Origin of the sequence: Mesorhizobium sp. WSM3864, assembly GCF_002294955.1 — a bacterium.
Lineage (GTDB): Bacteria > Pseudomonadota > Alphaproteobacteria > Rhizobiales > Rhizobiaceae > Mesorhizobium.
In genome coordinates, this window is record NZ_NSGD01000019.1 from 1 (window position 1) to 26846 (window position 26846).

The 26846-nt window shown below is 57.4% G+C and carries 22 protein-coding genes and 5 pseudogenes; 6 read left to right on the plus strand and 21 right to left on the minus strand.

Annotation, left to right across the window (positions count from 1 at the left end; all coding sequences use genetic code 11):
• From CK215_RS25665 to CK215_RS25690, 7 genes and pseudogenes are all read right to left on the minus strand, one after another.
• A pseudogene (locus CK215_RS25665) lies at nt 1-92 on the minus strand (co-chaperone GroES); the annotation flags it as partial.
• 318 nt (nt 93-410) lie between these two features.
• Nucleotides 411-587: a hypothetical protein gene (locus CK215_RS31980; RefSeq protein ID WP_245418803.1), complete on the minus strand. Its 177-nt coding sequence runs from the start codon at nt 585-587 to the stop codon at nt 411-413.
• A complete protein-coding gene (locus CK215_RS31985) occupies nt 575-748 on the minus strand; it encodes a hypothetical protein (RefSeq protein ID WP_245322453.1) in 174 nt (57 codons plus the stop codon). The genes CK215_RS31980 and CK215_RS31985 overlap by 13 nt, the downstream gene beginning before the upstream one ends.
• 234 nt (nt 749-982) lie before the next feature.
• On the minus strand, nt 983-2152 hold the full coding sequence (locus CK215_RS25675) for a Wadjet anti-phage system protein JetD domain-containing protein (RefSeq protein WP_095832558.1): 1170 nt from the start codon (nt 2150-2152) through the stop codon (nt 983-985).
• Nucleotides 2149-5613 carry an SbcC/MukB-like Walker B domain-containing protein gene (locus CK215_RS25680; protein WP_095832559.1) on the minus strand — a complete coding sequence of 1155 codons (3465 nt, stop codon included), beginning with the start codon at nt 5611-5613 and terminating at the stop codon, nt 2149-2151. Before CK215_RS25680 ends, CK215_RS25675 begins: the two co-directional genes overlap by 4 nt.
• Nucleotides 5610-6260: a DUF4194 domain-containing protein gene (locus CK215_RS25685; RefSeq protein WP_095832560.1), complete on the minus strand. Its 651-nt coding sequence runs from the start codon at nt 6258-6260 to the stop codon at nt 5610-5612. Before CK215_RS25685 ends, CK215_RS25680 begins: the two co-directional genes overlap by 4 nt.
• The gene (locus CK215_RS25690) at nt 6250-7776 is read right to left on the minus strand and encodes a Wadjet anti-phage system protein JetA family protein (protein WP_095802962.1); all 1527 of its coding nucleotides are present in this window, start codon (nt 7774-7776) and stop codon (nt 6250-6252) included. Before CK215_RS25690 ends, CK215_RS25685 begins: the two co-directional genes overlap by 11 nt.
• Before the next feature lie 776 nt (nt 7777-8552).
• Here CK215_RS25690 and CK215_RS25695 point away from each other — a divergent pair.
• Together CK215_RS25695 and CK215_RS25700 are read left to right on the plus strand one after the other, a co-directional pair.
• Nucleotides 8553-9404: a type IV toxin-antitoxin system AbiEi family antitoxin domain-containing protein gene (locus CK215_RS25695; RefSeq protein ID WP_095832561.1), complete on the plus strand. Its 852-nt coding sequence runs from the start codon at nt 8553-8555 to the stop codon at nt 9402-9404.
• On the plus strand, nt 9391-10317 hold the full coding sequence (locus CK215_RS25700) for a nucleotidyl transferase AbiEii/AbiGii toxin family protein (RefSeq protein ID WP_095832562.1): 927 nt from the start codon (nt 9391-9393) through the stop codon (nt 10315-10317). Before CK215_RS25695 ends, CK215_RS25700 begins: the two co-directional genes overlap by 14 nt.
• 267 nt (nt 10318-10584) lie before the next feature.
• On the opposite strand, the gene CK215_RS31435 is transcribed toward CK215_RS25700, so the two are convergent.
• Entirely contained in the window at nt 10585-10929 is a 345-nt protein-coding gene (locus CK215_RS31435) for a hypothetical protein (protein ID WP_170950383.1), read from the minus strand.
• Here CK215_RS31435 and CK215_RS25705 point away from each other — a divergent pair.
• Nucleotides 10870-11266 (plus strand): annotated as a pseudogene (locus CK215_RS25705) (DUF2958 domain-containing protein). The gene CK215_RS31435 and the pseudogene CK215_RS25705 sit on opposite strands and share 60 nt — an antisense overlap.
• Nucleotides 11267-11291: 25 nt before the next feature.
• Here the strand turns inward: CK215_RS25705 and CK215_RS25710 are convergent.
• Entirely contained in the window at nt 11292-11732 is a 441-nt protein-coding gene (locus tag CK215_RS25710; protein WP_095802530.1) for a MucR family transcriptional regulator, read from the minus strand.
• A gap of 513 nt (nt 11733-12245) precedes the next feature.
• Between CK215_RS25710 and CK215_RS31440 the strand changes: the two genes are divergently transcribed.
• Nucleotides 12246-12503, plus strand: coding sequence for a hypothetical protein (locus CK215_RS31440; RefSeq protein WP_170950384.1), 258 nt, complete (start codon nt 12246-12248; stop codon nt 12501-12503).
• A gap of 1322 nt (nt 12504-13825) precedes the next feature.
• Here the strand turns inward: CK215_RS31440 and CK215_RS25730 are convergent.
• From CK215_RS25730 to CK215_RS25770, 8 genes and pseudogenes are all read right to left on the minus strand, one after another.
• A complete protein-coding gene (locus CK215_RS25730) occupies nt 13826-14227 on the minus strand; it encodes a MucR family transcriptional regulator (protein WP_095832600.1) in 402 nt (133 codons plus the stop codon).
• A 970-nt stretch (nt 14228-15197) separates the two neighbouring features.
• Nucleotides 15198-15859, minus strand: a pseudogene (locus CK215_RS25740) (transposase); the annotation flags it as partial.
• A gap of 466 nt (nt 15860-16325) precedes the next feature.
• Complete coding sequence (gene eutA / locus CK215_RS25745) at nt 16326-17111, minus strand: ectoine utilization protein EutA (RefSeq protein WP_095832601.1); 786 nt, start codon at nt 17109-17111, stop codon at nt 16326-16328.
• A gap of 5 nt (nt 17112-17116) precedes the next feature.
• On the minus strand, nt 17117-17776 hold the full coding sequence (gene ehuD / locus CK215_RS25750) for an ectoine/hydroxyectoine ABC transporter permease subunit EhuD (RefSeq protein WP_095832564.1): 660 nt from the start codon (nt 17774-17776) through the stop codon (nt 17117-17119).
• Nucleotides 17776-18435, minus strand: a complete 660-nt coding sequence (gene ehuC / locus CK215_RS25755) for an ectoine/hydroxyectoine ABC transporter permease subunit EhuC (protein ID WP_095832565.1) — start codon at nt 18433-18435, stop codon at nt 17776-17778. Before ehuC ends, ehuD begins: the two co-directional genes overlap by 1 nt.
• Nucleotides 18436-18588: 153 nt before the next feature.
• Complete coding sequence (gene ehuB / locus CK215_RS25760; protein WP_095776510.1) at nt 18589-19443, minus strand: ectoine/hydroxyectoine ABC transporter substrate-binding protein EhuB; 855 nt, start codon at nt 19441-19443, stop codon at nt 18589-18591.
• Nucleotides 19444-19542: 99 nt separating this feature from the next.
• Nucleotides 19543-20316 (minus strand): ectoine/hydroxyectoine ABC transporter ATP-binding protein EhuA, encoded by a 774-nt coding sequence (ehuA, locus tag CK215_RS25765; protein WP_170950388.1) that lies wholly within the window; start codon nt 20314-20316, stop codon nt 19543-19545.
• A gap of 146 nt (nt 20317-20462) precedes the next feature.
• A complete protein-coding gene (locus tag CK215_RS25770; protein ID WP_141245531.1) occupies nt 20463-21368 on the minus strand; it encodes a peptidyl-alpha-hydroxyglycine alpha-amidating lyase family protein in 906 nt (301 codons plus the stop codon).
• A gap of 311 nt (nt 21369-21679) precedes the next feature.
• On the opposite strand from CK215_RS25770, the gene CK215_RS25775 reads away from it, so the two are divergent.
• Nucleotides 21680-22696: a 2-hydroxyacid dehydrogenase gene (locus CK215_RS25775; RefSeq protein WP_095832568.1), complete on the plus strand. Its 1017-nt coding sequence runs from the start codon at nt 21680-21682 to the stop codon at nt 22694-22696.
• 159 nt (nt 22697-22855) lie between these two features.
• Nucleotides 22856-24241: a PLP-dependent aminotransferase family protein gene (locus CK215_RS25780; RefSeq protein WP_095832569.1), complete on the plus strand. Its 1386-nt coding sequence runs from the start codon at nt 22856-22858 to the stop codon at nt 24239-24241.
• A 452-nt stretch (nt 24242-24693) separates the two neighbouring features.
• Here CK215_RS25780 and CK215_RS25785 read toward each other — a convergent pair whose 3' ends face one another.
• The 4 genes and pseudogenes from CK215_RS25785 to CK215_RS32425 all read right to left on the minus strand — a co-directional run.
• Nucleotides 24694-25086 (minus strand): ectoine synthase, encoded by a 393-nt coding sequence (locus CK215_RS25785; protein ID WP_095776505.1) that lies wholly within the window; start codon nt 25084-25086, stop codon nt 24694-24696.
• Nucleotides 25087-25089: 3 nt separating this feature from the next.
• Nucleotides 25090-25626: an aminotransferase class III-fold pyridoxal phosphate-dependent enzyme gene (locus CK215_RS32415; RefSeq protein ID WP_348626610.1), complete on the minus strand. Its 537-nt coding sequence runs from the start codon at nt 25624-25626 to the stop codon at nt 25090-25092.
• Nucleotides 25590-25736: pseudogene (locus CK215_RS32420) on the minus strand (aminotransferase class III-fold pyridoxal phosphate-dependent enzyme); the annotation flags it as partial. The gene CK215_RS32415 and the pseudogene CK215_RS32420, both read right to left, overlap by 37 nt.
• Nucleotides 25737-25869: 133 nt before the next feature.
• Nucleotides 25870-26400 (minus strand): annotated as a pseudogene (locus tag CK215_RS32425) (aminotransferase class III-fold pyridoxal phosphate-dependent enzyme); the annotation flags it as partial.
• Between the last annotated feature and the right edge of the window lie 446 nt (nt 26401-26846).

The window sequence follows — 26846 nt, forward strand, 5'->3', positions numbered from 1 at the left end:
GGGATGATGATCCCGCCGGCGGTCTTGGATTCGGATTCGACCCGGCGAACGACCACGCGGTCATGAAGCGGGCGGAAATTCGACTTTGCCATTTTGGATATCCCTGTGCGGAGGTTGAAAGGTCTCCGTTGCCGGAGCCCGTTAGCACTCGCCAGCGGGGAGTGCCAACGTGGCGGTGAGATAGGCTGTAGGTTCGTCCTGGTCAAGACGGATGAGCGGACAGCCGAAGAGCAAAAAGTTGGGAATCGACATGGAAGCCTGGCCTCCATTACGGGCGCATTCCAATGTCTGAGCGCGTTTCGGCCGTCAGCTCTGGGCTGACTTTTGTATCCTATTTAGAATGTGAAATTATGTGAAATTAACGGCCGAGCCGTCGGCGGCATCCATAAACTTGGGGTCGCAACGAGCGCTCATCGCTCGGCAGGCACTTGCAGAGCACATTGGAATGTCTTTCTGACGACGATGTTTCCCACCGGCAGCTTGCGCGGGTGCCAGCCGGACAGCTTGCGCGCCAGCTCGGGACGATCGACCCGTATGCGTGAAGAAGAAGCGAAGCCGGCCGACGCAATGCTGTTCATCGTCGGCACTGAACCCCATTATCCTGTTGCTCGATCTGGAACCGGCGGCGGTCGTCGGTGGTCGCTGTATCCGGCCACCGGCCAAGGAAGGTGGCCAGGCGTCCGATGTCGCGGAGATAGTTGCGCTGCGTCTCCTGGCTGAACCGGCGCAGCATCATGTCGTTGATCAACCGCTGGCGCAGCTGAACTATCGGTGGATTGAGAACAGGATAGGCATGGTCGGACTCCTTGTTGAAGGGCTCGTGATGCTCTGCCGCTGCCGAACCACCCTCAATGCGAGCGCGACGACCGGTTCTTGTCTACCTAGACCCCAAGCGCCCACCCGCGTAGCGGGTTCGTTCTTCGGCCCCGCAGTCTCCACCGCTTGAAAAGACACCGTGGACATTACGACCAGCGTTAGGGCCTCATCGTGCAGTTCCGGATAGCGGCGGGATCATAGGATCGAGTTCTTCCTGTTCCATGTATTTTGCGCCAGGCTTTGAAAGGTAGGCAGCTAGCTCCGAGAGCATCGATGCGCCTGCTTTTGCAACTCGGCCTGCCGCCAGCGGCGGGGGATTGCCATATTTTTCGGCTAACTCAATGGACATGAGGTGGGGGAGCAGCCTACGGCCGAATGCTTTCTCGACTGTGAGGAAAATCCAGATGCCATCAGGGTCAATGTCGGACCAGTGGTAGAATGGAACCTCCGCAGGGATGTTGCGGGCAATCGAGCCAAACGCTTTCTGGAGTCCTGCAGATGGGTAGCCGCCGCCATAGAGAACGAGGCCGCGCCGATTCCGATCAGCCTCTGTTACATGTCTAACGAAGCTTGTGTAATTCTCCACCACGAGCACGTATTCCGGTGCGCGGCTAAAAACGATGGTATCCGTCGTATCGGCTGGGATGCCAACGAAGGGAACGTCACGTTGGCAAGCTCCAAGGGTGATCGGTCCTGAAAGGAGTAGGGGAGGAGGCGCCTTCTCCAACCCAAGCGCACCAAGTGCCTCGCGGGGCGTTGCGCCCTCTGGGATGTCAATGAACACGCCTCGAAGGACCTTCGTGACGGCAGCCTCGAGCTGTTCCAACGCTTTGCTGTCGGCAACAGTCCTTCTGGAGAAAGTGCGATAGTCCAGTCCGATATGCCGCCGTCTGTAGATCGCTTGCGCGAGGATGAGCGTACGCTCGAGCGAACGTACGTCGCCGGGGGCAATGCCTGCCCACCGCCGATTCCTGGACCAGGTATCGGCAGCTTGCTGCGCATGTTCAGCGAACGGGGCAGACAACTCGGTCCGGCGAAATAGATCCTCGAGCGTTGACGCCGAGCGTTCGCTGGAAGGAATTCGTTCGACGAAACGATAGAGGCTTGCCGCGTCTGCGATCCGCACAAATTTGATCTCGCTAGCTCGCCGCCCCTTCTCCATCCTAAGCTCGATTGCACCCGCCCGACTTGCCTCTTCCAACTTCTTGCGAAAGCTGTCGGACTCGACGATGCTCGAAAAAGCGCTGCTATCGGGATAAGCGCGTGCGCTCGCTCGACCATCTTCGTGCCTATCCAGAAGATGAGATAGGAGGGCGCTCGGATCGGTAAATTTCACTCCGCTGCCATCCTTCGCAATGCATCATCATCCATGAGTTCGGGGTTGATGCGCTGCAGTTCCTTACGAGCTTTTTCCTTCACCTGAACTACTGTCGTTTCCGACTGCCCGCTGCCAATGTTGTCCACCTCAACAATGGCATGCATATAGCCTAGCAGCGACGGTCGCCGCTCAGGTGGCGCCGCCACGATCACCTGCAGGCCTAGGCTCTCATAGAAGCTCATCATCTGCCGCTGGTTCTTGCCGTCCAGCTTGGCAAAGGCTTCATCGAAGACGGCGAGCGCCATTCCAAGTTGCGATCCCGATCTTCCTTCGGCGGTCCCATAAACGGAAGCCAGCGAGGCACCGATGGCCACATAGAGCGGGACTTGTTGCTCAGCACCGGAGCCCGTGCCGCGGCGAGTTTCCCATCGTGTCTTATGCCCGGTATCAAGGTTCTCCATATGAATCTCGAAGACGAAAAAGCTCCGATAGTCCTCAAAACTGTCGAAATCTGTATCGGGGTCCTCCAGGATGCGCTTCACCTCGTCGAGTACGGGTTTGTGCGGAGAGTCTTCGGCTATCTCACCCTTGAACAGAAGATCCAGCGCATCCTCAGAAGTCACGTAAATCTCGACCGCTTTCAGGATCGGAGCATATTGAGCCACTTGCGTCCTGCTGAACGAATATCGCTCCCCGTGGAATGTGTGATTGCGGAGGCTATGGTTCAGCGAGTCGATATCTCTCTTCAGTTTGGAGATGCGTGAGTGGAGAGAGTTGACGAACTCGCCGCGAAAGATAGAGGAGACTCGCTCCGAAGCTTCAGCTGCCAGTGCTTCATGGCGCGTGAGCTCGTTCTCTTCAATATCGCGAAGCGTGGCCTCCACCCAGGGCAGTATATCCTTCAGGATGTCGCTTTCTGCTCCGACCTCCGAGCTTATGGGAGCGATGTCGAAATAGCTCCTCATGGCGGCCCGCACATTCCTGTCGGCCTCCATCATTCTATCTTTTGCCTGTTTGGAGCGATCCTCCGCGCGCTGCCCAATCCCACGATGGATCCCAGCTAGTGCTTCGTAACGGGCAGATGGATCAGTTTGGATTTGTTTACCGGCGATCCTCCCCCGGTACCTGCGGTTGGCCGGGAGTGGGGCCGTCAAGCGCCAGTTGTATTGGAACATGCGACGGGCGAGATCTCGTGAATGGCGCGACCCCTCTTGGTTGGTAAGGCCCGTGAGCGTCTTACTCGCGGTTTCAGCTTGTTTTTGGTAAGCGCCCTGCCTCTTCTGGATTGAGTTGAGCTCGGCATTTCTGGCCTGGACGTAGGCCTGCTGAACCTTCTTCTTCTCCTCAAGCTCATATAGGCGTTTCAGGTCGCCTTGATCGACCGCCTCCAGCCTGGATCGAGCCTCTCCTGCCAGCCTCTCCTGCGCTTGCGCTCTTTCAAGCAGGCGTGCAACCGTCTCGCTGTCCGCGGGCGAAGCCACGAAAGCGGCGGAGCGGTCAACCTCGGAAAGGATGCGCCTGCGCTGGGATAGGGTTTCGATTTCTCCCTGCAGCACCTCCAACCGCCTTTTCTGCTCCAGGAAAAGTTGCTCCTGCGCCGCCCTACCGATCTTGAGGCGGAATGCTTCCTCCAGGCGGGTCCCTCGTAATAGTCCATCATCATAAAGGCCGTCAGCCATGAGGGCACGGCCGGGTTGGTTAAACTGCTCCATGGTGCGGGCCAGTCGCACATTGCCATATCTGCGCTGCAGGAAGGCGACTGCGTCTTTGTCTTCGGACCTGAAAAGCGATGGGAACCAACCTGGCTCGACCGGATCTTTGTATCGCTCGAGCTTGTTTAGGCTGACTAGGGATGCCTGGCGTAGATCCCGCCTGTTTTCTCTCAGGATCGTCGTCGCCATGTGGATATGGTCGCGATCGACGAAGATCGCTTCCCTATCTCGACCGAGAAGACCTTCAGCCGCTTGTCCCCAATCCTTGTCGGTAAGGTCTACGATGTCGCAAAGCGCTCTCGGAACCATCCCGGCCATGCGAAGGAGCCTCATCAACTCGCGGGTATGGTCGCCCAGGTGAGAATCCCGTGAACCGGAAGCGGCCGCCTGGATAGATCGAGACAGCTTGTCGAGCTCCTCATTCTTGGTATGCCAAGCGGCTTCCGCCTCGCTGCGCGCCCTGCCAATTCTCTCGGCGGTGACCGGGAGCGAAGCCACGAACGCTTGTTCGATCACTGTGGTGGCTTCCGTGTTCCCGCGCTTGACCGCCTCGGCCACCGCGGAGGCGTGAGCAGCCAATTCGCGGGAGCTTACATCACCCTTTCCGAGTGCTTCGGCCGCGGCTGCGATCCGCTGCATGTGCTTCACTCTTTCAGAGACCCGTTTGAGGCAATCTGCGGCGGAAAAGGAATGACTTTCGGCCATCTTCGTAAGATCGTCGATGCCCACCTTGGCTTTGATCGCTTCGATCTGCTTGATGATGCGGTGCACATCCTGGGTCGCTTCGGTGATCGAACTGTTCAGATCGTTGATTTCCTCGCTCTCTGCCAGAAGAGATGCCTCGGCTTCCTTGACCTCTTCTTCGAGTGCCCTCATCGCCGCGGAGGCCGCGAGGTATCTCGCCTTGCGACTGATCCAATCCTCCTCGACGTGTTCGTTGAGGAAGTTTCTAAAATCTTCCGCTCGCGCCTTGACCACTTTCAGCCGCTTTGCGCGCTCTCGCATGTTTTTGATGGTCTGGTTGACTTGTCGGTAAGTCTTCAGCGACTCTCGCAGTTCACCGATCCTCATCGGAGACTCCTCAAGGATATAGTTCCTGACGAAGTCTGTTGCGGACAGGCCCTGGTTGAGCGTCATGCCGTTCACAATCGCTTTTGCAAGCGCGGCGGCGTTTCCGGAAGTTGGCGCCGATCGTGGAACCAAGTCACGCATATATTCCCGGATGTGATCCGTGGCGCTGTCGCGATGGTTTACGAAACCGCTCCCGCATTCCCTCTCCAGTGCTTGCCTCACTTCCTCCCATTGCGCGAATTCTTGCCTTCCTTCCCGCTCACGCAGGAAATCTGTCGTCTTCAATATTTTGCCGCGAACGACGAAGCGGCCGAGTATAGTTTCCGCTGGCTGTGTCTTCCTCGCCTCCATGGCGAGACCTACCGTCAAGTCTGGCTTCACTCCATCGACGTCGCGAAAACTAATGGTCACATAGGTAAGGCAGGCTTCCCGCCGAAAATCGCCCTCTCCGCGCGCACCGAGGCAATACCCCTGTACCGTGCGCCTTGGACCGCTTCTGCGACGACTCTCACCAGCGACTGGGTTGAGGTTCATGTAGCGTCCGCTGGCGCCAGTGAGCACCACTTGGATCATGTCCAGGATTGTTGATTTGCCCGACGCGTTTTCACCTAGGAACCCGACGTGGCCGCTAACCGGAATATCTTCGACAGTGAACGAATGCCAATTCACCAGCGTGAGATGCACGAGTTCCATCATTGCAATTTTTCCTCGACGGAACCGAGCTGGCGGGGCTCATAGTCTTCCAGGGCAACCTGCTCCTCAATGCGCCTCAACGCGTCGGATCCGGAAACAAGCTTGATTATCGGCCGAACCACCACTTCCCGATCCTGAAGGACACGATCGAACTCTCCGAGCCAGATCAGGTTACGCGCAGCAAGATCCTCAAGAACGTCTTGGAACCTGGACTGCAACACAAGCATCTTTGTGCCCCTTTCGGCCATTTCCCTGTATTTCTCATAGAGGACGTTGAATGTGGTCAAGACGGTCGCGCGTTCTTCAACGTTGCCCTGGTTCGCTTCGTCCTGCCAATGAGCCGCTGCCACCAGAAGCACGATAGTCTCGTCAGCCTTCATTTTTGGCGTCGACGACATCTCCTCATCATCCAGCACGATCCCTGCCCACTGTTCGTCTTGCTCCCTGTGAACCCGGTAGCCGATGCAATCAAAGAAATTGTCGATCACTCTTCTAAATCGACTATCCATAATTACATCATAGACGGTCGCCACGCCACGATCGCCCGAATAAACGAATTGGTGACGGAGGAGGTATCGGCAAGCTTTCCGAAGATCGGCACCCTTGTCCCCGCCGTATCGGGCCTCAACCTCTTCGAACTCAGTCAGCATCCAGGCCTCCAGCCGCCGCAGCCCGCCTCCGGATGAGGAAGTTACCGCACTTTGTCCACTCGCTATCGTGCTGATGCCGCTGAGAGTCATCCACGATCTCAAACGCCGCCGCGATAGAAGGCGGAACGTCGCCCGGCTTGGTGAACCGTCGGATCACATCGAATGCAATGAATGAGTCTACGTCTTCTATCTGCAGGAAACGTGCCTCTTTCGTCACCGCCAACGGAACTTTCTCGTTCAGCCATTGCAGTAGTTGTTTCTCGTCTGGAGCGATTCTTTCCAAGTACTGCTTCTTGAGTTTCTTACGCAACGCCAGCAACGGATCCAGGACTTTGGGTGGGACCGCCATTGACTCCAGCGCCTTACGTGGTTGCCGCGGCTGCGCGAGGTGCCTTTCCGACCACGGCGTTCGCATCGGCTCGACCGGGAGGGGTACCCAAGCGAACGCAGAAACGGCAGGGCGCTGGTCCATGACCTTGTGAAGCCGGTGTACGAGAGATGCGGCTCGGCTTGAAATGCCACTGCTCCCTTGCTCCGCATATTTGACCGTGTTGCGAAGACGCTGTTCAAGCTGTCGCCGAAAGATGGCGATCCGGTCGAACATTTCGCCAATCCCATCAAAGACTTCATGAATCGATAAAAGGTCGGTTTCTGCTGTTCTAAGCCCATTCTCGTGGGTGTCGGCCATCCCGTTTTCGACGTAACCCGAAGCGATCATCTTCATGATCTCGGGATCGAGAGAGATATCGCGAGCCAGGTCAAGGATGTGGTCTTTGAATCTAAAGGGATGATTGAAAGTGTGGATGGCTTGAAAATCCTTCAGAACCAACTCTCCGATGAATTCTTGGAAGTATGCGTCTACCCTCTCGCGCATGCTACGCGATTCCATAATAGTCCGGCGGACGCGCCTCAGGTCGGAGAGAATCGCCCTGAGCGTCTTAAGAAAGGCGGTGGCGTGTTCTCGCGCCTGCACCACGGCATATGCAGCATCCACGGCCTCTTTTCCCGAAGAGGCCGGCTGGAGTTTCGCCGCCAATTCTAGACTCTGCTTCACGTTGACAACGACGCCGCCAAAACGCTGGCTCACGTCGGATTTCAGGCTGACCAGGAGCTGCATGACCAAGCTCGCGCCCATGGGCATATCTACGGTCACTCTTAGCCCGTATTCTTCCTCTTCGAGCCAACCGGTCTGGACCAATTTCTGGTAGGCAACACTTGCGACCCTCAACGCCGCCTCTGCAGCCTCATTCGCCTCGCCGGCAAATTTCAGCCGCCGGCGCCGCTTTGACACTAGATCAGGTAGGCCTTCACCAACATCTTCGCCTTCGGCAAGAAGCTCAGGCATCCGCTTGATAAGATCGTAGATTGCATGGACCACCTCCTGCGGGGTGGGGAAGGAGGCTCCACGAGAGAAGAAGCGCTCGTAGGTATCTAGTAATGCCGCCTCATAGAGGAACCGGAATTTGCGTGAAAAGATCAGGAACGCGTCATCATTAAGATAACGGAAAAGTGCCATTTGTGGCGTTTATCCCCAAGGTGCCCGGTCGTTTTTATGCCATTGCTCTGTTGGTCAAACAACCCGAGAAAGGGACGGTGAAGAACAATATTTTCGGGTCTGAGGCAACATCTTTAGTTAAAGGGCCGCTAATTGTCGTCTCGAGTGAGCTGAGGAGTCAGTCGGTACCCACAGAACCCAGCGCGAACTTCGGCCACAGGAACCGAGCCTTCGGGGTGGCGCGGGCGAGACGTCCTCCGCGCCCATAATGACAGCGCCCTCAAGTCGAGACGCGATGAACGCTTGCGCCTCATATCAGTCCTCAAGCCGACTACTGGCGCATTCCAGAACCGGTCATTCGAGCGATAACGGAGGCGACTCCGTCGATTGCGATGCTCTTCAGAAAGCGCTTTGTAGGAAACTTCGAAACGATCGATATCACTTGCCATTACAATTGAAAAATCTAACGTGTCAAAAGACGGCAAGATCGCGGATTTGCTATGGTTAAGCAACGTGTTGCTCGACTCTTAGCGAAAATCGCCACATTTTGCTACAAAACTCCTGCCCTCTATAACCCGCAGAATTCTTCCATTTTCGGAAGCGATCTTTTTCTGACTGTGGCGCGTCCTAATCGGGAGGCAGCGAAAACCGGCGTGAACTCTCGACCCACGTACCCAACGTTATTCTGCAGGCCCTGGACGTCGGTTTGAGAGGGGCTCGATTTGTACCCTTTGGGTTTATAAATGCGGAAAGATGTAAACTTGACTGTGGTTTAGAAAATGCCCATAATATAAACCATGAGTGAACAATTCTCAGGAAAGCTAAACCACCTTCAACGCGAACTTCCCGAAGGGCTGGTCGTGGATTCAGCGTGGTTGAAGGAGCGGGGCTACTCCGCCCAGCTTTGCCGAAAATACGTCACTAACGGCTGGCTGGAGCGCTTGGCTCACGGCGTCTATCGCAAGCCCGGCGGAAAACTCCTGTGGGAGCATATCGTCATATCACTGCAGACCCTGCTGATGAAACCGCTCCTTGTCGGCGGGGGCACGGCGCTGTCACTCCACGGATTTTCCCACTATCTTTGGCGGGAAGAGAAGAAGGTTCACCTCTACAGCCCCGACGAAGCGCCAACCTGGCTGAAAAAGCTCCCGCTGCAAATCAAGTTCGTTTATCACAACAGCGAGGCCCTGTTTCGCAATGAGCCTATACACTTCGGGCCTACCAGTCTGGCGTGGAACCTCAAAGACAGCAGCCATGTCAGCGACGACAATATCCACGGCGGCTCTTTCCGGGTCATGCTATGGGGCCAGTGGGAATGGCCGCTGACGCTTTCAACGCCTGAGCGCGCCGTCCTCGAAATGCTGGACGGGCTGCCCGGCCATGAGAGTTTCGACCAGGCCGACAAAATCATAGGAGGGCTCACCACCCTCAGCCCCCGGCGGCTGCAGAAGCTGCTCCTTGATTGCAAGAGCATCAAGGTCAAACGCCTGTTCTTCTTCTTCGCCGACCGCCACAATCACCCGTGGCGCAAGCACCTCAACAAAGAGGCCATCGATCTTGGAACCGGCAAGCGGATGCTCGTGCCGGGCGGTCGCCTTGACCCCACCTACCTGATCACCGTGCCGGAAGAATTATATGCCGGTCAATGAACAGTACCGCCACCAGGTCACCTTGCTAATCCAGACGCTCCCGGCTGTGGCCGAGGAGAAGGATTTCGCCCTCAAGGGCGGTACCGCCATCAATCTGTTCGTCCGCGATATGCCGCGCCTGTCGGTCGATATCGACCTGACCTTCCTGCCGGTTATGCTGCGGGATGAATCGATGGCCGCCATTGAGGCTGCGCTTCTGCGGATCAAGAAACGGATTGAGGACTCAGTCGCAGGCGTGCGCGTCTTTGAAAGCCGCCAGAACGACGGCAGCCTGACCCGCCTCGTCGTTCAGGACAGGAACCGTACGCAGATCAAAATCGAAATCACGCCCGTTCTGCGTGGCTGTGTTTTCGTCCCGGAAATAAGGTCGGTGTCGGCAACCGTGGAAGATAAGTTCGGCTTCGCGGAGATTCAGGTGGTCTCGTTCGCGGACTTATATGCGGGCAAGATCATGGCGGCCCTCGACCGGCAGCACCCCCGCGACCTTTTCGATATCAGGGATTTGCTGGCCAACGAGGGGATCACCCACGACTTGCGCCAAGGGTTTATCGTCTATCTCATCAGCCATGGCCGCCCCATCGCTGAAGTCATCGCCTCCGGTCAGAAAGACATCGCGGCCGAGTATGAGAGGAACTTTGCCGGGATGACCGAGGAGCATGTACCGCTTGCCGAACTTCACGCGGCGCGGGCGCAGCTTGTTGAAATCTTGATCGGCAGTATGCCCCAGGCGCATCGTGAATTTCTGGTCGGTTTCAAGAAGGGCGAGCCTGACTGGGAAAAGCTCGGATTGGCCGGCGCTGCGGAGCTGCCGGCGGTGAGATTCAAGCAGCAGAACCTTGATAGGTTGAGCGCGGAGGCGAGGGCGGTCTTAATTGAACGTCTGGGAACAGTATTGGGAATCGGTGATAAGTAATCACGTGGTCGCACTGGTCTGCGCCGCCGTCTGATGTGAAGCGAACCCAAAATGCGGGCTCGACTACGCGGACTACGGCTGGGCTGCCGGGCTGCCTGCGTTGAGCGCTTCAACGTTTTAACCCAATTTGGCCTTCGAAAGGGGTGGACCATCGACCGTCACCACGGGAAGGATTGTGGCGACGAATCCGGCCCTCACACTCGGTGCCATGCGGTTGGCAGTCGCCTTTTCCGTCGCTAGTCCGCCCGGAGCCGATGACGTTCCCTTCTAGCCGGCGCAGCCGTCTTCTTTGGAGCGTCCTCCGGGACAGAAACCATCAACCAAAGGAAAGACCATGACCAACAATCGCAACACCAGCCCGAGGCGAAATGGCCGCTCTACCAAACCTACACCGTGCGCAACGCCAGGGAAGGCCAGAAGGGCTTCTGGGTCCACATCGGCTCCCTCTTCGCCCACGACGACGGCGAGGGCGGAACGCTCCTCCTCGACGCACTGCCCATCGACGGGCGGGTCGTCCTGCGCACGCCTAAGGCTGACGAATAGGAGGCCGCCATGCAGATCTTGACCAAAGACCTGCGGGAGAAGCTGCTGGCGAATGGTCGCCAGCAGCACCTCTCCGCGGCACCGACGACGAACCGAGTTCGTCCCGGTCCTTAAGCTGTTCACGCCGGATGCCGGCGCGACCTGGCTCCTGACGGAAATTTACCCCGAGCACCCTGACCTCGCATTTGGACTTTGGGACCTGGGACTTGGCTACGCGGAGATCGGTAGTCTGAGCCTCTACGAGCTCGCTGCCGTTCGTGGCCGCCTGGGCTTGCCTGTCGAACGCGACCTGTGTTTCAAGCCGGACAAGCCGCTGTCGGCCTATGCCAGTGAGCCTCACGGCTTCGGCCGCATCAGGTGTGACGTTCATCAGGATGCTCAACGCCAGCCTTCCGGGTGGCGTTGAGTGCCCAAGGCAATAGCGGCCAGACTCAGGCCCTGGCCTTGCGTTTCGTCGCTGGTTTCTTGGCTGGAGCTGGCTTTCGTCCCAAGCCCAGCGACTTTGCCAATGCCGATCGGGTCGCCGAATAACTCGGCGCAACCATGGGATAGTCCTTGGCCAAACCCCATTTCGTCCGGTATTCGTCAGGCGTCAGCCCATGACTGGTCGCAAGATGCCGCTTGAGTGACTTGTATTTCCTGCCGTCCTCAAGGCTAATGATGTAGTCCGGAAACACCGACCTTTTGGGATTAACTGCCGGTTTGGGGACAGGCTCTGGTGTGGGAGATGGCGGGCTAATATTCGACAATGCCGAATTCACGCTCGCGATCAAATCCGGCAATCCGGACACTGGAACCGCGTTCTTTTGGACATAGGCAGCAACGATATCGGCAGTAAGTTCAATCATATTATTGTTTGGTTCCCCGGGCATTGGCGTGCTCCTTCAATCACCACGTCCTCATATCCGTCAGGTGACGATATGCAATCAACCTATGCCACTTCGAATTTGTCCGATCAATCCGGATATTTGATATTTCTGTATGACGCGAGGGCAAAACGATCTTTTGTTTAGCGGCAAAGCGTACCCACGCCAAACCCTGCAGCCTGAAAATCGTATAGAGAGATGAAATTGCCTCAACGGACGCTAGGCAATGGGCATGAAGGCGGGGCTGGATTATGCGAACCACGTTTCCTCTTCCCATTTTTTGAAAGCTTTCAAAGATTATTTTAGCATGCTGCCTAGACATACCCGTCAGTTGGTAAGCAACGTTGTACAGGTGTCCAAACGCGGCGCAGCCGGGTGAATAGCAAATGGCAATCGTCGATGGACTCGGGCCGTCGACAGCCTTCCATAGCCTAGCCCGGTCGGCCATATTTATCAGGCGGTGGCCGGCTCGCTCGGCAGAAAGACTGCCATCAGGAACGTTGAATGAAGGGGAAATGAATGCTGTCAACCTCGGCGAGCAAGGATGGCAACCGGCGAAGCTTCCGCTATCCCCCAGAACTCTCCGGTATTTGGCTGATGCATTCTTCGAGCTTCTCCAGGCGGAACTCCGCCTTCGCGAAGTTCATGGCCGGCGTCGAAACGTCGATGGCGTCGCAAAGGCGTGGTCGTCATGAGGTCGCGCCCCAGTTCGGCAATGCGCGCGCGCACCTGTTGAGCGTCGTCCTGGCGCAACGCTCTAATCAATCCACGTCCTAGCATCAGTCTTCCTTGCGCCATCCAAAAAGCCTTGCGGGTCTATCCACGAGGACCCTGGCGAAGACTAAGAGGCTCCTGGGAAAAGTCCGGCGAGTAGCAGCAAAGGGCCTGAACACGGGGCCGACACTCGAAGGTAGCGCCGGCAAATAGCGCGACTGTGACGCCGCATCGGCTGCGGAGTCGGCGGCTGAAGTGTGGATAACCAGCCCTTGCTATAGCCGCTTGCGCCAGCCGGCGTGCACCCCAGCAGTCATGGTGGCGGAGCATGTTAAACTGGCGTTGTTTGGGCCGTCACTCGGCTACCGCGAGGGCGTGCATCAACCGTTCGGTGATCGCGTGGCTGGCGCCGCGAACAAAACCGGAGGATCGGTTCTATTCGACATACGTGTCGACGGCGATACCTGGAGAGAAGCGGTGGCGCACGCGCGGTTCGGGTACCAGGCGCACGAAATGGTTGAATCACGCCTCAGTATGATAGGGCAGGTGCAGAGAGGACGCGCCGTCACTATAGCCAGAAGCTTGGGAGATATTTCCCACCTCGGAACTTGAGATCGACGATAAGGCCCCCGATCAGGCCGCCGTCACCGCCTATGACGAAGCGCACATCGCCGCCTACGCTGCCTTGCTGGTCGCGGAAGCAGAGGGCGCCGATTGGAGCGACGCGGCTGGGACATCTTGAAAATCGACCCTAAGCGTGAACCGGCACGGGCACTTGGTGCCTGGACATCGCACTTGGCGCGGGCGCGCTGGCTGGCGACCAGCGGTTTACAGAGTTTCCGAAGCGACTTGTTGCAATAGGCAACGCCCCCCAAGTTGTCATTTGGGGCACCCGTGGCTCGAAAAGGAGGAGGGTGCGAGCTAAGACCGCCGCCGTTATAGCAAAGATAGGAGCCGGGGAACGAGGGGCGAGGTTGCCCATCGCTACCACAGCACGATTTTCCCGGCTACATCCGTGAAGGGACGTTCTAGGCTTCCTCATACCTTGGCCGTCCGCGGGGCCGGCCCACGTGCTTCCCATTCGGAACAGAACCGTTTCCCTATGTCATAACCTGCCTTGCGCCCTTTGCGGCTCGCTCGATGACGTCCATAGGAGTTGGATCGGCAGCCAAGGTCGGTTGTCGGCCGCGACATGAGGCGGCAGACGAGATCCCAATCAGCGCTAGAACGATTGCAACATGGGCTTTGAGAAGCCTGTGCCACCATGCAGTTCGCCGGTTACGTCATGGCTGAACCGCATTCCCATCACCCCACTCCCTAGGGGAGGACGCGTTTGCCGTGGCAAAAAAAATCAGAAGGCGCGAGCAAGCAGCGAGGTTGGATCTTCACACTGGTGTTTTGACGGCTGACCTGCGGCCGAGACCAGCTGACTTTGCAAGACGAGAACGCTGAGCAGCATAGTTAGGCGCCACCATCGGATAGTCATGGGCAAGTCCCCATTTTGCTCTATAATCCTCGGGTGTCAGGCCGAAATGGGCTTTGAGATGGCGTTTAAGGGACTTGTATTTTTTTCCGTCCTCCAGGCAGAGGATATAGTCGGGAAACACGGACCGCTTGGGGTTGACTGCCGGAACGAGCCCGGGGCCGCCTGAACCAGGCGGCAGCACAACAATCGCCCTCAACGCAGAATTGACACTAGCGATCAAGTCCGGAAGTCCGGCAACAGGGATCGCATTCATCCGGACGTAAGCCGCGACAATATCTGCCGTAAGGGCCAGTAAATCCATGCTGGGCGCTTCGGCAGCCTTCTCATCCACGTTTATGCGCTCAGTATTCTCCTCAATCACGCCCGTCTGTGCTGTATAGGCGTCTTCTGCGCTTGTGCGCTCGGTATTGTCGTCAATCATAATCATGCTCCTTTCTTCTGTAAGCCTTCCTATTCGAGACGTGCTGGCGGTCCAAATGTGCGGCGCAGGTTGAAGGCGTCATCTCAAAAGGCGCAAACTGCACATTCCCACTAGGTCTCATTGCAGCCATCGAAGGGATGGCATCTCGTTTACTTCGAGTACGGCCGGTTGAGGATCGAGCCTAACCTCTCAACGAAGATTACGTGCTTGTCCAAGTAAGGGCAGGGCCTAGGTCGGTGGGCCATTCTCTTCGCCAGTGCGCCCGCCCCCGGACTCCGCCCGGGTTGCATGCCAAATTGCCCGAATTCGATCGCTGGCTTCTAGGTAAGCCATCTCGACCAAATAGGTCAGGAGGCTCTCACCATCTGACTGCGCCGTCTGACGAATTTGTCTCAACATTGCCTGGGCATGGTGCAAGTTCTGCAACTTTCTGGACTGTTTCACTGGAATCCCGGCTTTCAAACGGCGTTCTCCCTAAAGGACAACTGACACTCGCTCCAACCCGAAACCCGTGCCCTCTCAGAGCTTCGCGCTACGCCCTTGCTCAGGGTCGATCCACATACAGTCACCGATGAGGCATTTTGTCGCATGAATTTCTCCCAATCCAAGCTAATCCGGCGGCCTGGTCGGTCCTGTTTCGGAAGAGCGGTGGATCTCGTGTCATGATGGAAACCTCACGCTACTATTGCGTTTTGACCGGCAAGGGCTTGCGGCTATGTTCGCGGGATTGATCTTGCCATGGGACAGCGGCCGCGGCGCCGAGCGATCCCGGCTTCTTCCGTGCGATATCTTCGGCCATTCCTCCTTCCGGAAAAAGGCGATTTCGGAAAGCGAAATGATGGTCTGCGCTAACGGCGAGCACGTATCCCTTGGACCAGCGTCGTAGGGCCATCTCGATGTCGACGTCACTGTAGACCAAGTCGACGGCTACCCAACTGAAGGGTACGTCGGCTGAGACGATACGCGCGATCATATCAATTGCTAGAGGGGGGGCTTCGTCGCGAAAGTCCTGCCCCAGGCACGCGGGACTGCGCAAGGCGGGCAGGGTCTTCCGTCCAAGGCCCTTGGCAGATACAGCACGCGATCGACGAAAGCATTCTCGTGCTTGGATGCATAGGCGGCGAACACGCCGATCTGGCAATTGGCCGTCTTGCCCGTCGAGACATTGACCTGCCGCGCTACCCCACAGGACGTCTTGCCTTGCTTGACGAAAACCGTCTCATCGATCACCAGGACCGCTTCGGCGTCAGCCAACGTTTCGAGGGCATATTCGCGCACAATGTCGCGCGAGACGTCTGCGTCCCTCCGGCCCCTTCCGAGAATGGCCTGTTGGCACCACGGCCCAGGGTCACCCGCAGCCTCGGCGCGCATCCACCCGGTTTTGCGATGCGCATCCCGGAGCAGGCCTTTAAGGAACAGTCCGGCCGAAATCGCCACACGTTCCTGAGGGAAAAGTCTCCTGATCCGGGACTTCACCTCGGGCAGTGCCGAGGCCCATATCTCCAGTGTCATATCGATTCAATCATTCCCAATAACTCCCTTTTGGCCGCCCGCGCAGAATCGACAAAAAACAACTAATTCACCTGTGAGCAGCTCTCCGGTATTTTCTCGCGATAACAGTAATGCCTGAGCGACATTTGAGCGGCGCTCAACCCTCACATTCTATTGTTCGAGACAAGCTTGACTTAACAACCCGTGATTGCCATAACTCCGACTTAGACGACAATGCAAGCATCTCCGCGAAGGATTACCGAGGAAATCGCAAACAGGGGCTCGCGCGACAAAGTTAGATATGTTTAATAAGCGTTAGCTCGCAGCGGATCAGTGATCCAAGAACAGCATAGACAAAGCAAAAGGTGACAGCCTTATTTTGTAGCGATTACCTCATATCCGGGACCTCATGTATGCTTGGGGTTCGATGGTGCGCGGAGCATCGGGAAGGTATGCGCAAGTCCTGCGAGTTCTTGGAGAGCTTTCCTTAGTGGGAGTTATCTCCTGGCCGCTTCATCATCAGCCGGCCGAATTCGGGCCGCGCTGCGCCGTCCCCGCAAAGCCGCAGGCAGTTCCAGGCGCTGGCCTGATTGCTGGTGACGACCGGACGGCCGATCGCTTCTTCCATGTCGGGAACTGCGAGAGCCGCGCGCAGCGCCGTGCAGGAGACGAACAGCGCATCGGCCTGCGCATCCGCTGCCTTGCGCGCGAGGTCCACAAGGGAAGCGGGCTTGATGCGTGCCATTTCGCGATCGTCCTTGAAGTCGAGGCAGGTGAAGCTCTTGATATCGAAACCATGCGCCGCGAAATAGGCGGCCATCGGCCGGCTGGTCTCGATGGTATAAGGCGTGAGAATGCTGATGCGCTTCGCCCCTAAGGCCTTTAGGCCGCGCACGCCTGCCATCGGCGGCGTGACCACGGGAACGCCGGGCTTAGCCGCCTGGATCGCGACCTCAATCTCGGCATCGCGGATCACTACTGAGGCAGAGGTGCAGGAGTAGCAGATGGCATCGAGCGTCTCGTCCGGCAAGATGAGCGCCGCGCCGGCCGAAAGGGACGGCTGCATCTTGCGCAGATTTTCCGCTGTCGTCGGATTGGCATAGGGAATGCGAGCCACATACACGCCGATCCGCTCGCTCGCCACCATGCGGCGGAAGTCCACCTCGCTGGTGTGGTCGGTGGCTAACGCGATCAGCCCGACGCGCTTTTCCAGCGGACGCGCGTCAAGCGCGGGGCGTGCCGTTTCGAGGCGGATCTCGGGCAATGCATTCATGACTTTCATCTTTCGATCCTGCCGTAGCGATGCTCCAGCCAGCGCAACAGCACGACGGAGCAGAGGCTGATGAAGAGGAAGAAGGCGCCGACCAGCGTCATAGGCTCGATATAGCGGTAGTAGCTGTTGGCGACGCCCTTGGCCTGGTTCATTAATTCCAGCACGGTGATCGCCGAGAGCAGCGGCGTCTCCTTGAACATGGCGATGAAATAGTTGGCCAAGGCCGGGATCATCGGCGGGATCGCCTGCGGCAGGATGATATGCGTCCAGGTGTGATGGCCGCTCAAGTTACAGGCCTTGGCCGCCTCCCACTGGCCGCGCGGCACGTTGTCGATGCCGGCGCGGTAGACCTCCGCCGTATAGGTGCCGTAGTGCAGGCCAAGCCCGATGACGCCTGCCACCAGCGGCGGCAACAGGATGCCAATATCGGGCAGCACGTAGAAGATGAAGTAGAGCTGCACCAGAAGCGGCGTGCCGCGGATGAACTCGGCGAACCAGCCGACACTGCGCGAGATGAGCCGGTTCTCCGAGCGTCGCGCCAGAGCTATCCCAAGCCCCACGATCGCGGCCAGGATCGAGCCGAGAATGGTGGCCAGGATGGTGATCTTCACACCCTGGATCAGGGTCGGCATGATCTCCCGGACGAAGTTCCAATCCCAATCCATCAGACGCGCACTCCGTCGAGCCCGCGCGCCAAGCGGCGTTCCAAGGACCGCACACCCCAGGAGATGATCATCGAAAGCACGAAATAGATGATCAGCACGGACAGGAAGGGCATCAGCGTGCTGCCGGTCTGCGAGCGCACCACCTGCGCCTGGAAGGTAAGGTCGGCAAGCGAAACCAGTGACACCACCGAGGTCGCCTTGAGTAACTCGATGGCGTTGTTGCCGAAGGTCGGCAGCATCACCAGCAGCGCCTGCGGCAGGATGACATGGCGCATGCCTTGCCAACGGCTGAGGTTTAGCGCCGTACAGGCCTCATATTGCTCGCGGCCGATCGACAGGATGGCGCCGCGCACCACCTCCGCCCCATAGGCGCCGACATTGAGACCGAGGGCCAGCACGCCGGCCTGCAGCGGCGTCAACGTTAGGCCAGCGAAAGGCAGAACGAAGTAAGCGAAGAACAGCTGCACGAAGCCCGACGTGCCGCGGAAGAACTCGATATAGGCCGTCGCGAGGACGCGCAACAAGAAGAAGCGTGACAGCCGTCCCACGCCAGCAATGAATGCCATCGCTAGTGCGACCGCTGCGCCCATCAAGGTGATTTGCACCGTGACCACCGCACCCTGCAAAATCAAGTCAAGATATCCGGACCAGTCTGTCATGGGATCGGGGTTGCCAATTAGAAGCTAAAGACTTGCCTTGGGCTGACTTCATATCCGTCGGGACTTGCTGCGGCACGTCCGGTGGGGTTAACAGACGCGGTCCGAAACCCCTCCCGTTCGCCGACTCTTCCCGCTGCGAGGTCAGACAAGGTCCTATTGCGCCGAGGCGCAGAGTTTCTCGCGCGTGGTCGACATAGCCGCCTTGGCGGAGAACCCGTACGGCTCGACAATCTTGGCGAATTCGCCTGACTTCTTCAAATTGGCGAGTTCGGTATCAAAAGCATCGCGCAACGCCTCGTCGCCTTTCTTGAAAGCGGCGCCGTCGCACGAGACCGGCAGCCCCTGCACCGGGGCGATCACTTCGAGGTTGGGATCGTTCGCCTTCTTGACCAGGTCAGTGATAGAGAGGATCGGGAGCGTATAGACGTCGATGCGCCCGTCCTGCACCATCTTCAGGCCGCTCTGACCGTCAGGCACAACAATGAAGCGATCACTTGGCACGCCGGCTTTTAGAGCGTACTTCGCCTGAAGTCCGCCACCCGGTCCACCGATGGTGGCGGATGTGTTCTTGGCGATATCCTCATAAGTCATCAAATGTTTTGGGTTGCCCTTCTTCACTAGAAAGGCGTCAGCGTCGCAAAGCACGGGTTCGGAGTAGGCAACCGCCGCGCAACGCTCCGGCTTCATCATCAGGCCGGCGGTGACGACATCGAAGCGGCCAGCTTGCAGCCCGGGGATCATCGCGCCGTATTCGGAGATCGAGGCGACGACGTCCTTGACGCCGAGTCGCTTGAAGATCTCACGCGCCACGTCGGGCGCCGCTCCCGAAACCTTGCCGTCGGCCGCCACCGCCGTATAGGGGGGCTCGTTGGCAATGGCGACGCGGGCGAAGCCCTGTTGCTTGAGCTGATCCAGCTTGGCGTCATCCGCCGACCGCGCGCCGGAGGCAAGCAGCATTGTGGTGACCGCGAGGCCGGCGACGCCGGTCAGAATGCCTAGTTTCTTCATGTTCCCAACTCCTTTGTCTCTTTTGTTGCTCGAATTGGGCGCACAGCGTCGAGGATATTTCGTTACCTCGGGATGGACTGCGTCGCCCATGCATCGCGGTTAGACCCTATGTCCGGCCGCGATGATCTTCTTCAGGAAGCTCTGCGTTCTTTCCTGTTTGGGATGGCGAAAAATCTCATCGGGCTTGCCTTCCTCGACGATCCTGCCGCGGTCAAAGAACAGCACGCGATCGGCAAAATCGTGAGCGAAGCCCATCTCATGGGTGACCAGAAGCATCGTCATGTCTGTCTCGGCCGCGAGCTTGCGCATGACGTTGAGCACTTCCTCGACGAGCTCCGGGTCGAGCGCCGAGGTCACTTCGTCGAACAGCATGATCTTGGGCGACAGCGCCAGGGCGCGCGCGATCGCCGCGCGCTGCTTCTGGCCGCCGGAAAGCTGCCCGGGCATCGCTTTCGCCTTGTCGGCGAGGCCCACCATGTCGAGCAGTTCCATCGCCCGCTTCTCGGCGGCGGCGCGCGCGGCACCCTTGGTCAGCATCGGCGCCAGGGTCACGTTGTCCATGACGCATTTGTGCGGGTAGAGATTGAAGAGCTGGAAGACCATGCCGATCTTCTGGCGCATCCTGGCCAGATGCCGCTCATCGGCCTGCAGCAATTGGCCGTTGCGCTCCATGTGATAGAGCTGCTCGCCGTCGATCTGGATATGGCCGCCGTCGATCTTCTCCAGCGTCATCAAGATGCGCAGGATCGTCGTCTTGCCTGAGCCTGATGGACCGATCAGCGCCAGCTTCTCGCCGGGCATAACCTGCATCGACAAACCGTCGAGCACCTTGAAGGCGCCAAAACTCTTCGAGATTCCGTTGATCCCGATCATAGGCGCCGGCCTGCTGTGCGCCTCATCAAGAGATTGCGAAAAATGTCTCATTCGTACTCCAGCGGGAAAAGATTGCCTCAGTGTAGTGGGTCTCAACTCGCCACCGAAACGGCTCCTAAAAAGCCAACACTTACACCTTTGAGCGATTATTGGACTTTTTGGAACTTTGATACACGCCAGCCGTAAACTTCGCAGACATAAATGTCGCCGTTTTCAGCTACACAGAGATCGTGCGGCCCGATCAGAGTGTCTTTGTTGCCACCCGCCGTATTATCCCAGCTGCTAAGAAGCACGCCATCCAAGTTATATAGCGAGATCGATCCGCTTCCCCTTCCATTTGACTTGTCCTCGAACGGCTGTAGTTGAGCGAAGTAAACAATGTCATCTCTAATGCAAATACCGCTAGGATTACCAAGCGTCCATTCTTCCAAATATTTGCCTTCGGTATCAAAGAGCTGAACTCTGTCATTCTCGTCATCGCAGACAAGAACTCTGTTCCTGCTATCGATCCAAACATTGTGGACCAGCTCAAATTGGCCTGGTTCGCGCCCTTGACGCCCCCAAGACAGCAGCAGTTCACCCTTGGAATTGAAGCGGTGGACCTTGTGGCCACCGTAACCGTCCGCAACGAAGATATCTCCGTTGGGTGCAATCGCGAGATTCGTAGGCAAGTTGAACGGCTGCGCGTGGACTAAGCGCCCCTCGCAAGTAGGTGATGCTGAATTCTTGTTTCCTAGTGTGCGCAAAAGCTCGCCGTGCGGTGCGAACTCCATCGCGACGTGAGCGCCACAATCCACTATCCAGACATTGTCGTTCTTACCGATGAATATTCCATGGGGTGTAGCTGAGAACATGCCGTCGCCCCACGACCCAATGAAGTCCCCCTCCGGAGTCCAGATGGTTACCGGATGTTTGCCTCGAGAGAGAACGAAGATCTCTCCCGAGGAGTTGATGGCAACGTCGCTTGGTTGCCCCATCTCAAAATATTTTGGGACGTTTGGCCAACTCTCGACCCGTTCAAAGCGGTACTGACCCGACCCTAGTACTTTCAATTTCTTATTCTCCTGGGCTGGACGTGGTGCGCGGCTGCAGCCATTGACACGGCCCGATGTGGGGCAATGTCACTATTCGTGCGTTTTAAAAAAGCTGTCAATCGCGAAATTGCCTCAATTCAATCGCCTGCTAATCGTGATCTTTTGTTGGCGGAGGAGTAACAACTGAAGATTGCGATGCCTTGCCGCGCCTCTCGTTCTTCGGGGTGGGGCGGTGTAGGTCCTATTGACATGATGCAAGTTTGCTATTGAGACATGTCAAAACTGATGCTACCAGCAGGCGACTTAGCGTTTAAAAGGGATCAGAGGTAATGAAAGTTTTATTGGGATGGCACGCAACGGACGAAGAGGTGTCAACGTTTGAGCGGTCGCTTGCCGGCGCTACTCTCGTAAGGCCGCGTCCTGAGCCCTATCTTTCTCGTTTCGATCTAACACTAGAATCGATCGTGGAAACGCTTGGAGACGTAGACGCCTTCGTTGGATATGTTTTGCCCGAAGGGTCGTTGGACGTCGCAAAGAAATTGAAGGTGATATGCTGGATGCACGCCGGCTGTGATGAACTTGACTTGGCTCGCCTGAAGACAATGGGCGTCCAAGTTACTAATTTGCGAGGCGCCAACAGTATTGCAGTTGCCGAACATGCGATGTCGATCATTCTGGGGCTGGCAAAGCGTCTGATCACGAAGCACCAGGCCTGCGTCGACGCTCTCCCAGTGCCAGTTTACGATCGCGATTCCTGCTCAGCGATGTTGCATCGCAGAACACTGGGAATAATCGGCCTAGGGCAGATTGGAAGTGCGATCGCCCAGCGCGCCAAGGCTTTTGACATGAGAGTTTTGGGTGTTCGCCTCCATCCTGAACTCGGTGCGGGTGCGGCGGACGCGGTTTTCGGGGTCGACCAGATGGGGCAGGTGCTGGGAAGCAGCGATTACGTTGTGTTGGCCACACCTATCACCCGCAAAACGAATTCGTTTTTTGGGGCTGCTGAGATAGATGCGATGAAACCAGGGGCATTCCTCGTAAACATCGCTCGTGGCAATCTGATACAGGAACGACCCCTCTATGATGCTCTTAAAACCGGAAAGATAGCAGGCTACGGTTCTGACGTCTGGTGGACATATAACAACGCCTTCCCCGCAAGTTATCATTTTCCGGTGCCCTCGCGAACGGGGATCCAGAGGATGCCGAATGTCATCGGTACGGGTGATCAGGGAGCTAATGCCGATGACGTTCTCGAGCGCAACATAGCGCGCTCTGTGGAAAGCTTGCTTGAGTTCCAGAGCGACAAGCCTCTTACTTGGAAAATCGATCTCGACTTAGGATATTGAAGAACCTTGCAGCTTTTTCCGAAAGGTATTGATGACAAGAACGGCTGGTCGCCATCGTGCGACCGGCCGCTTCATTTAGGGAACTTCAGTGATACATCGGATAGCGCAATTCATTGAGTTTGTTAGGGCTTCTCCCGTACCCTAAGAGGATCGTGCAATATGGATGTGTGGCTTCCTGATCCGAGTTCGCTCGAACGTCCCATCTATCTTTCTTTAGCAGAAAGGGTCATCGAGGCTCTCCAAGCTGGCAAATTGACGGAGGGTGCGCGCTTGCCGACGCACCGCGAGTTATCGTTCCGCTTGAAGATTTCAGCCCAGACCGTTAGCCGGGCATATGACGAATTAGCTAGACGGGGCTTGGTCACAAGCACAGTCGGTCGTGGAAGTTTCGTCAAATTCTCACTCGATAAACCAGCCTATCCTCACTCCCCTGAACGCTCCGAAACATCGATTGACCTTTCGATTTTGAAGCCGGTGAGTGGTTCAACCCATCTTCAGCATATGAGTAGGGTGCTCCGGGACCTCGCGGTGGATCTTCCCCATACGAATTTCTTCTCATTCCGGCCAAATAATGCATTGGCCCGCCATCGCAGCATGGGCGTCGACTGGTTGCGATCGTATGGCATCGAAGTCGACGAACGCAACTTGGTGGTCACGAATGGTGCAACGCCCGGCATGACACTTGCGTTGATGTCCGTTCTAAGCCCGGGGTCAACTCTGCTATCCGAGGAAATAGGCCACCACACGCTAAGCCCGCTCGCCGCGTACCTCGGCTCGAAGCTCCATGCGGTAAAAATAGATTCGGAGGGCATTTGTCCGGATTCGTTGGAGCAGGCTTGCTTGGAGCACAAGGCGCGCGCTCTGTTCATCATGCCTGGGCCCATCAGCCCAACTGTCAGTATTATGAGCAACGGGCGGCGGGCGGAAATCGCTGAAATCGCGCGGCGCCATGGGTTATTTATTGTTGAAAATGATCCTCTCGGTGCGCTGGTCGATCGCGGCCTGACGTCCTTTGTTGAACTCGCTCCCGAACAGACATTCTACATTACCTCTTTGACAAAATCCCTTATGCCGGGTTTGCGAACTGGCTATGTGGTCGTTCCGAGTAGCTTGATTCCTGCAGTCACAAATCGGTCCCTCGTAACGACCTGGATGGCTACACCACTCATAGCCGAGATTGCCAGCCGTTGGATTGAAGACGGCACTGCAAAAGACCTTATCGACTGGCAGCGGAAAGCGTTGGCGGAGCGGCACAAACTAGCCGCTGAACTTTTGGGCGGCGTTCCCTATCTTTCCCACCAGCAAAGTCTTCACATCTGGCTCCCGATGCCAAAAGGTCACACTGAAGATGGGTTCGTCGCCAATGCTCGTCTCCGGGGAGTGGGTGTCGCACGCGGCAGCGCATTTACGTTATCGCAACACGCGCAGCCTCCTGCAATCCGCATCTCTGTAGGATCAACGCGCCCAGATGAATTGAGGCGTGGCCTTGAGACAATATGCGCTATGCTAAGAGAGGAGCCTGAACCGCTTCTCCACAGGCTGTAAACTATCACCGAAGCTGCCGCAGCCCGTCTGTCCACGAAGATCGCCTCCCGCGGAGACAAATGTGGGGAGAAGAGGTTTTATCTTTAGCCTTTCAGCGAAGTGGGTTGGACAGTTGGTCACCCGCATCCTCAGCCAGTATTGCGCCGCAAGAGGTCTTGCATGCGCGCTCACGTCCCCTTCTCCTTCTGACGTCACTCGCAGCGCTACCCCGTCGTAGGAAGGTCCTCCGAAACGCCAGATCGCATCTACTCAACGTCGCACTTTCCTGTCTGCTGAGGTGCACGGTGCTCGCGCCCTGCAGAACCGGCAACGGCGCAAAATGGGGAAGGCTCCCACGGCACATTTGGGGAGTATTGTTCCGATAGACAGACGAGCGCGGGGAAGAGAGGCGGAGGAGCCAATCCTCGAATGCCCTCCGATGTCGACGCTCATTGACCTTCTCTGAGGCGTCATCAGATCGCCTCCGAGTCGAGCGGATACGCGCCGGTCTCATCATGGACCTCGCTGCCTGCCAAGGGAGGGACGAAGACGCAGGCTAGCACCAGTTCGGTCTCTGCACACAGCAGGTGAGCATCATGTTTATCAAGCGCGTAGATGATCCCCGGTCGAACGACATGGACCTCATCCACCTGTGAATTCTCGATAAAACCCGTTCCTGAGATGCAGTAAACTGCCTCAAAGTGGTTCCGATAGTGCATCTTGAGCCGGGCGCCCTTATGGATCGTGGTGATGTGAAAGGAGAAGCCCATCGCATCATTCTTGAGGAGCAGTCGCACGCTTTCCCAGCTCGCCGTCTGGACCCGCCTGGCCGTCTTTTGCTCCTCATTGAAATCTCTTACAATCATGACTTATCTCCTACTCGCCGTGCTGACTGTGCTGCCGATCACGCTTTCGATTGTATGCTCCAGGATGTCGAGGCCTTGGTTAAGCTGATCCTCGGCGATGACCAGAGGTGGCTGACACTTTACGACCTCGTCGTTGGGACCAGCGGTCTCGACAATCAGACCCCTCTGGAAGGCGGTGCTGACTTGACCGGCAATCTCGCCGGACTTCAGATCTATGCCCCGCATCACGCCACGACCTTTGGCTGACACTCGGCTCGGGTCGTATTTCTGCGTGATCTGATCAAGGCGGCTTTTCAGCAAATTGCCTTTCTCCTTGACAGACGCTGCAAAGCTATCCGTGTGCCAGAAGTGCTCGAGAGCTGCGCGTGCCGTGACGAAAGCATCGCAGTTGCCGCGGAACGTGCCGTTGTGCTCTCCGGGCTCCCACTTGTCGAGTTGTCGATCTTGAGAACGAGGGCCATAGGCAGGCCATAGCCGGATATCGATTTGGCCATTGTGACGATGTCTGGACGGAGCCCAGATGCTTCGAAGCTGAAGAATGCATCGGTCCGGCCAACCCCCGCCTGAATTTCGACGACGACGAGCAGAGCTCCATGTCTGCGCGCAACGGCCGCCAGCTTTTGCAGCCACCCCGGGCCTGCGACATTCAGGCCGCCGTCGCCCTGAACTGTCTCGAACGATCACCGCAGCCGGCGCGTCCACACCCCTGGAGGGATCCGAAAGCAGGTGATCAAGATAGTCGGCGGTGTCTACACTTGACCCAAGATAGCCGTCATGTGGTAATCGCGAGACGCCGCCGAGCAACCGGCCGGCGGCTGCGCGGTGGTATCTACTGCCGGTGCACGAGAGAGCGCCGAGGCTCACACCATGAAAGCCATCGGTGAACGCTACGATGTTGGACCGACCAGTTATCTTGCGCGCTAACTTGAGGGCAGCCTCGACCGCGTTAGCGCCGGTTGGACCGGGAAACTGAACGACGTAGTCGAGTTGTCGCGCTCTGAAAATCGTCTCGTTCAATTCCCGTAAAAAAGACTCGTTGGCTTCACTATACAAATCGAGGCTGTGCGTGATGCCGTCTCGGGCGATGTATTCTACGAGCGCGCTCTTGAGCTCGGGGGGACTATGACCGTGGTTTAGACTTGAGCACCCCATCAGAAAATCGAGATAGACGGTTCCATCGCGCGCAAACAACTGGGCGCCCCGCGCTGTCGTGAAAACAGCAGGAGCGCGACGAGCGTAGCTGCGCACTTCGGACTCGAGATGGCGGAAGGTCGCGAATTCGTCCCCGCCGTACGGCCTGCTTCGGTTAGTCATTGCTTGACTCCCTTCTTTGCTACGAGCTCCGGGGCCTGGCGAGCATGCCTGCAGCGCTTCTAGGAGGGTGCGATGGGGCCGATGGCTATCGTGTACTCGCTCTCATGCTGTCCCTTAAAATGGATATCGCGATCGAAGCGTATAGCCTGTCGGATTGGCGCGCGCATATCCCGAGCCACACCCGCGAAGAGCAACTGGCTCGCAGTGTTGCTGAGAGTCACCGTGGCGTTGATGTGGGTCACGCCGTCGCAAGATCGCCTGTTCAGAGCTGAGATAATCAACCCTTTCCCAACCCCCATACCGCGCGCCTCAGGATGCACGGCAATTTGCCAAATGAAGAGCGTCGAATGCTCGCTCGGCCGCCGATACGTCGCTAGCCAGCCAACGACCTCACCATCGCGCACCGCGAGAACACAGGTGTCAGCGAAATCAGTGCAGAGCAGGAG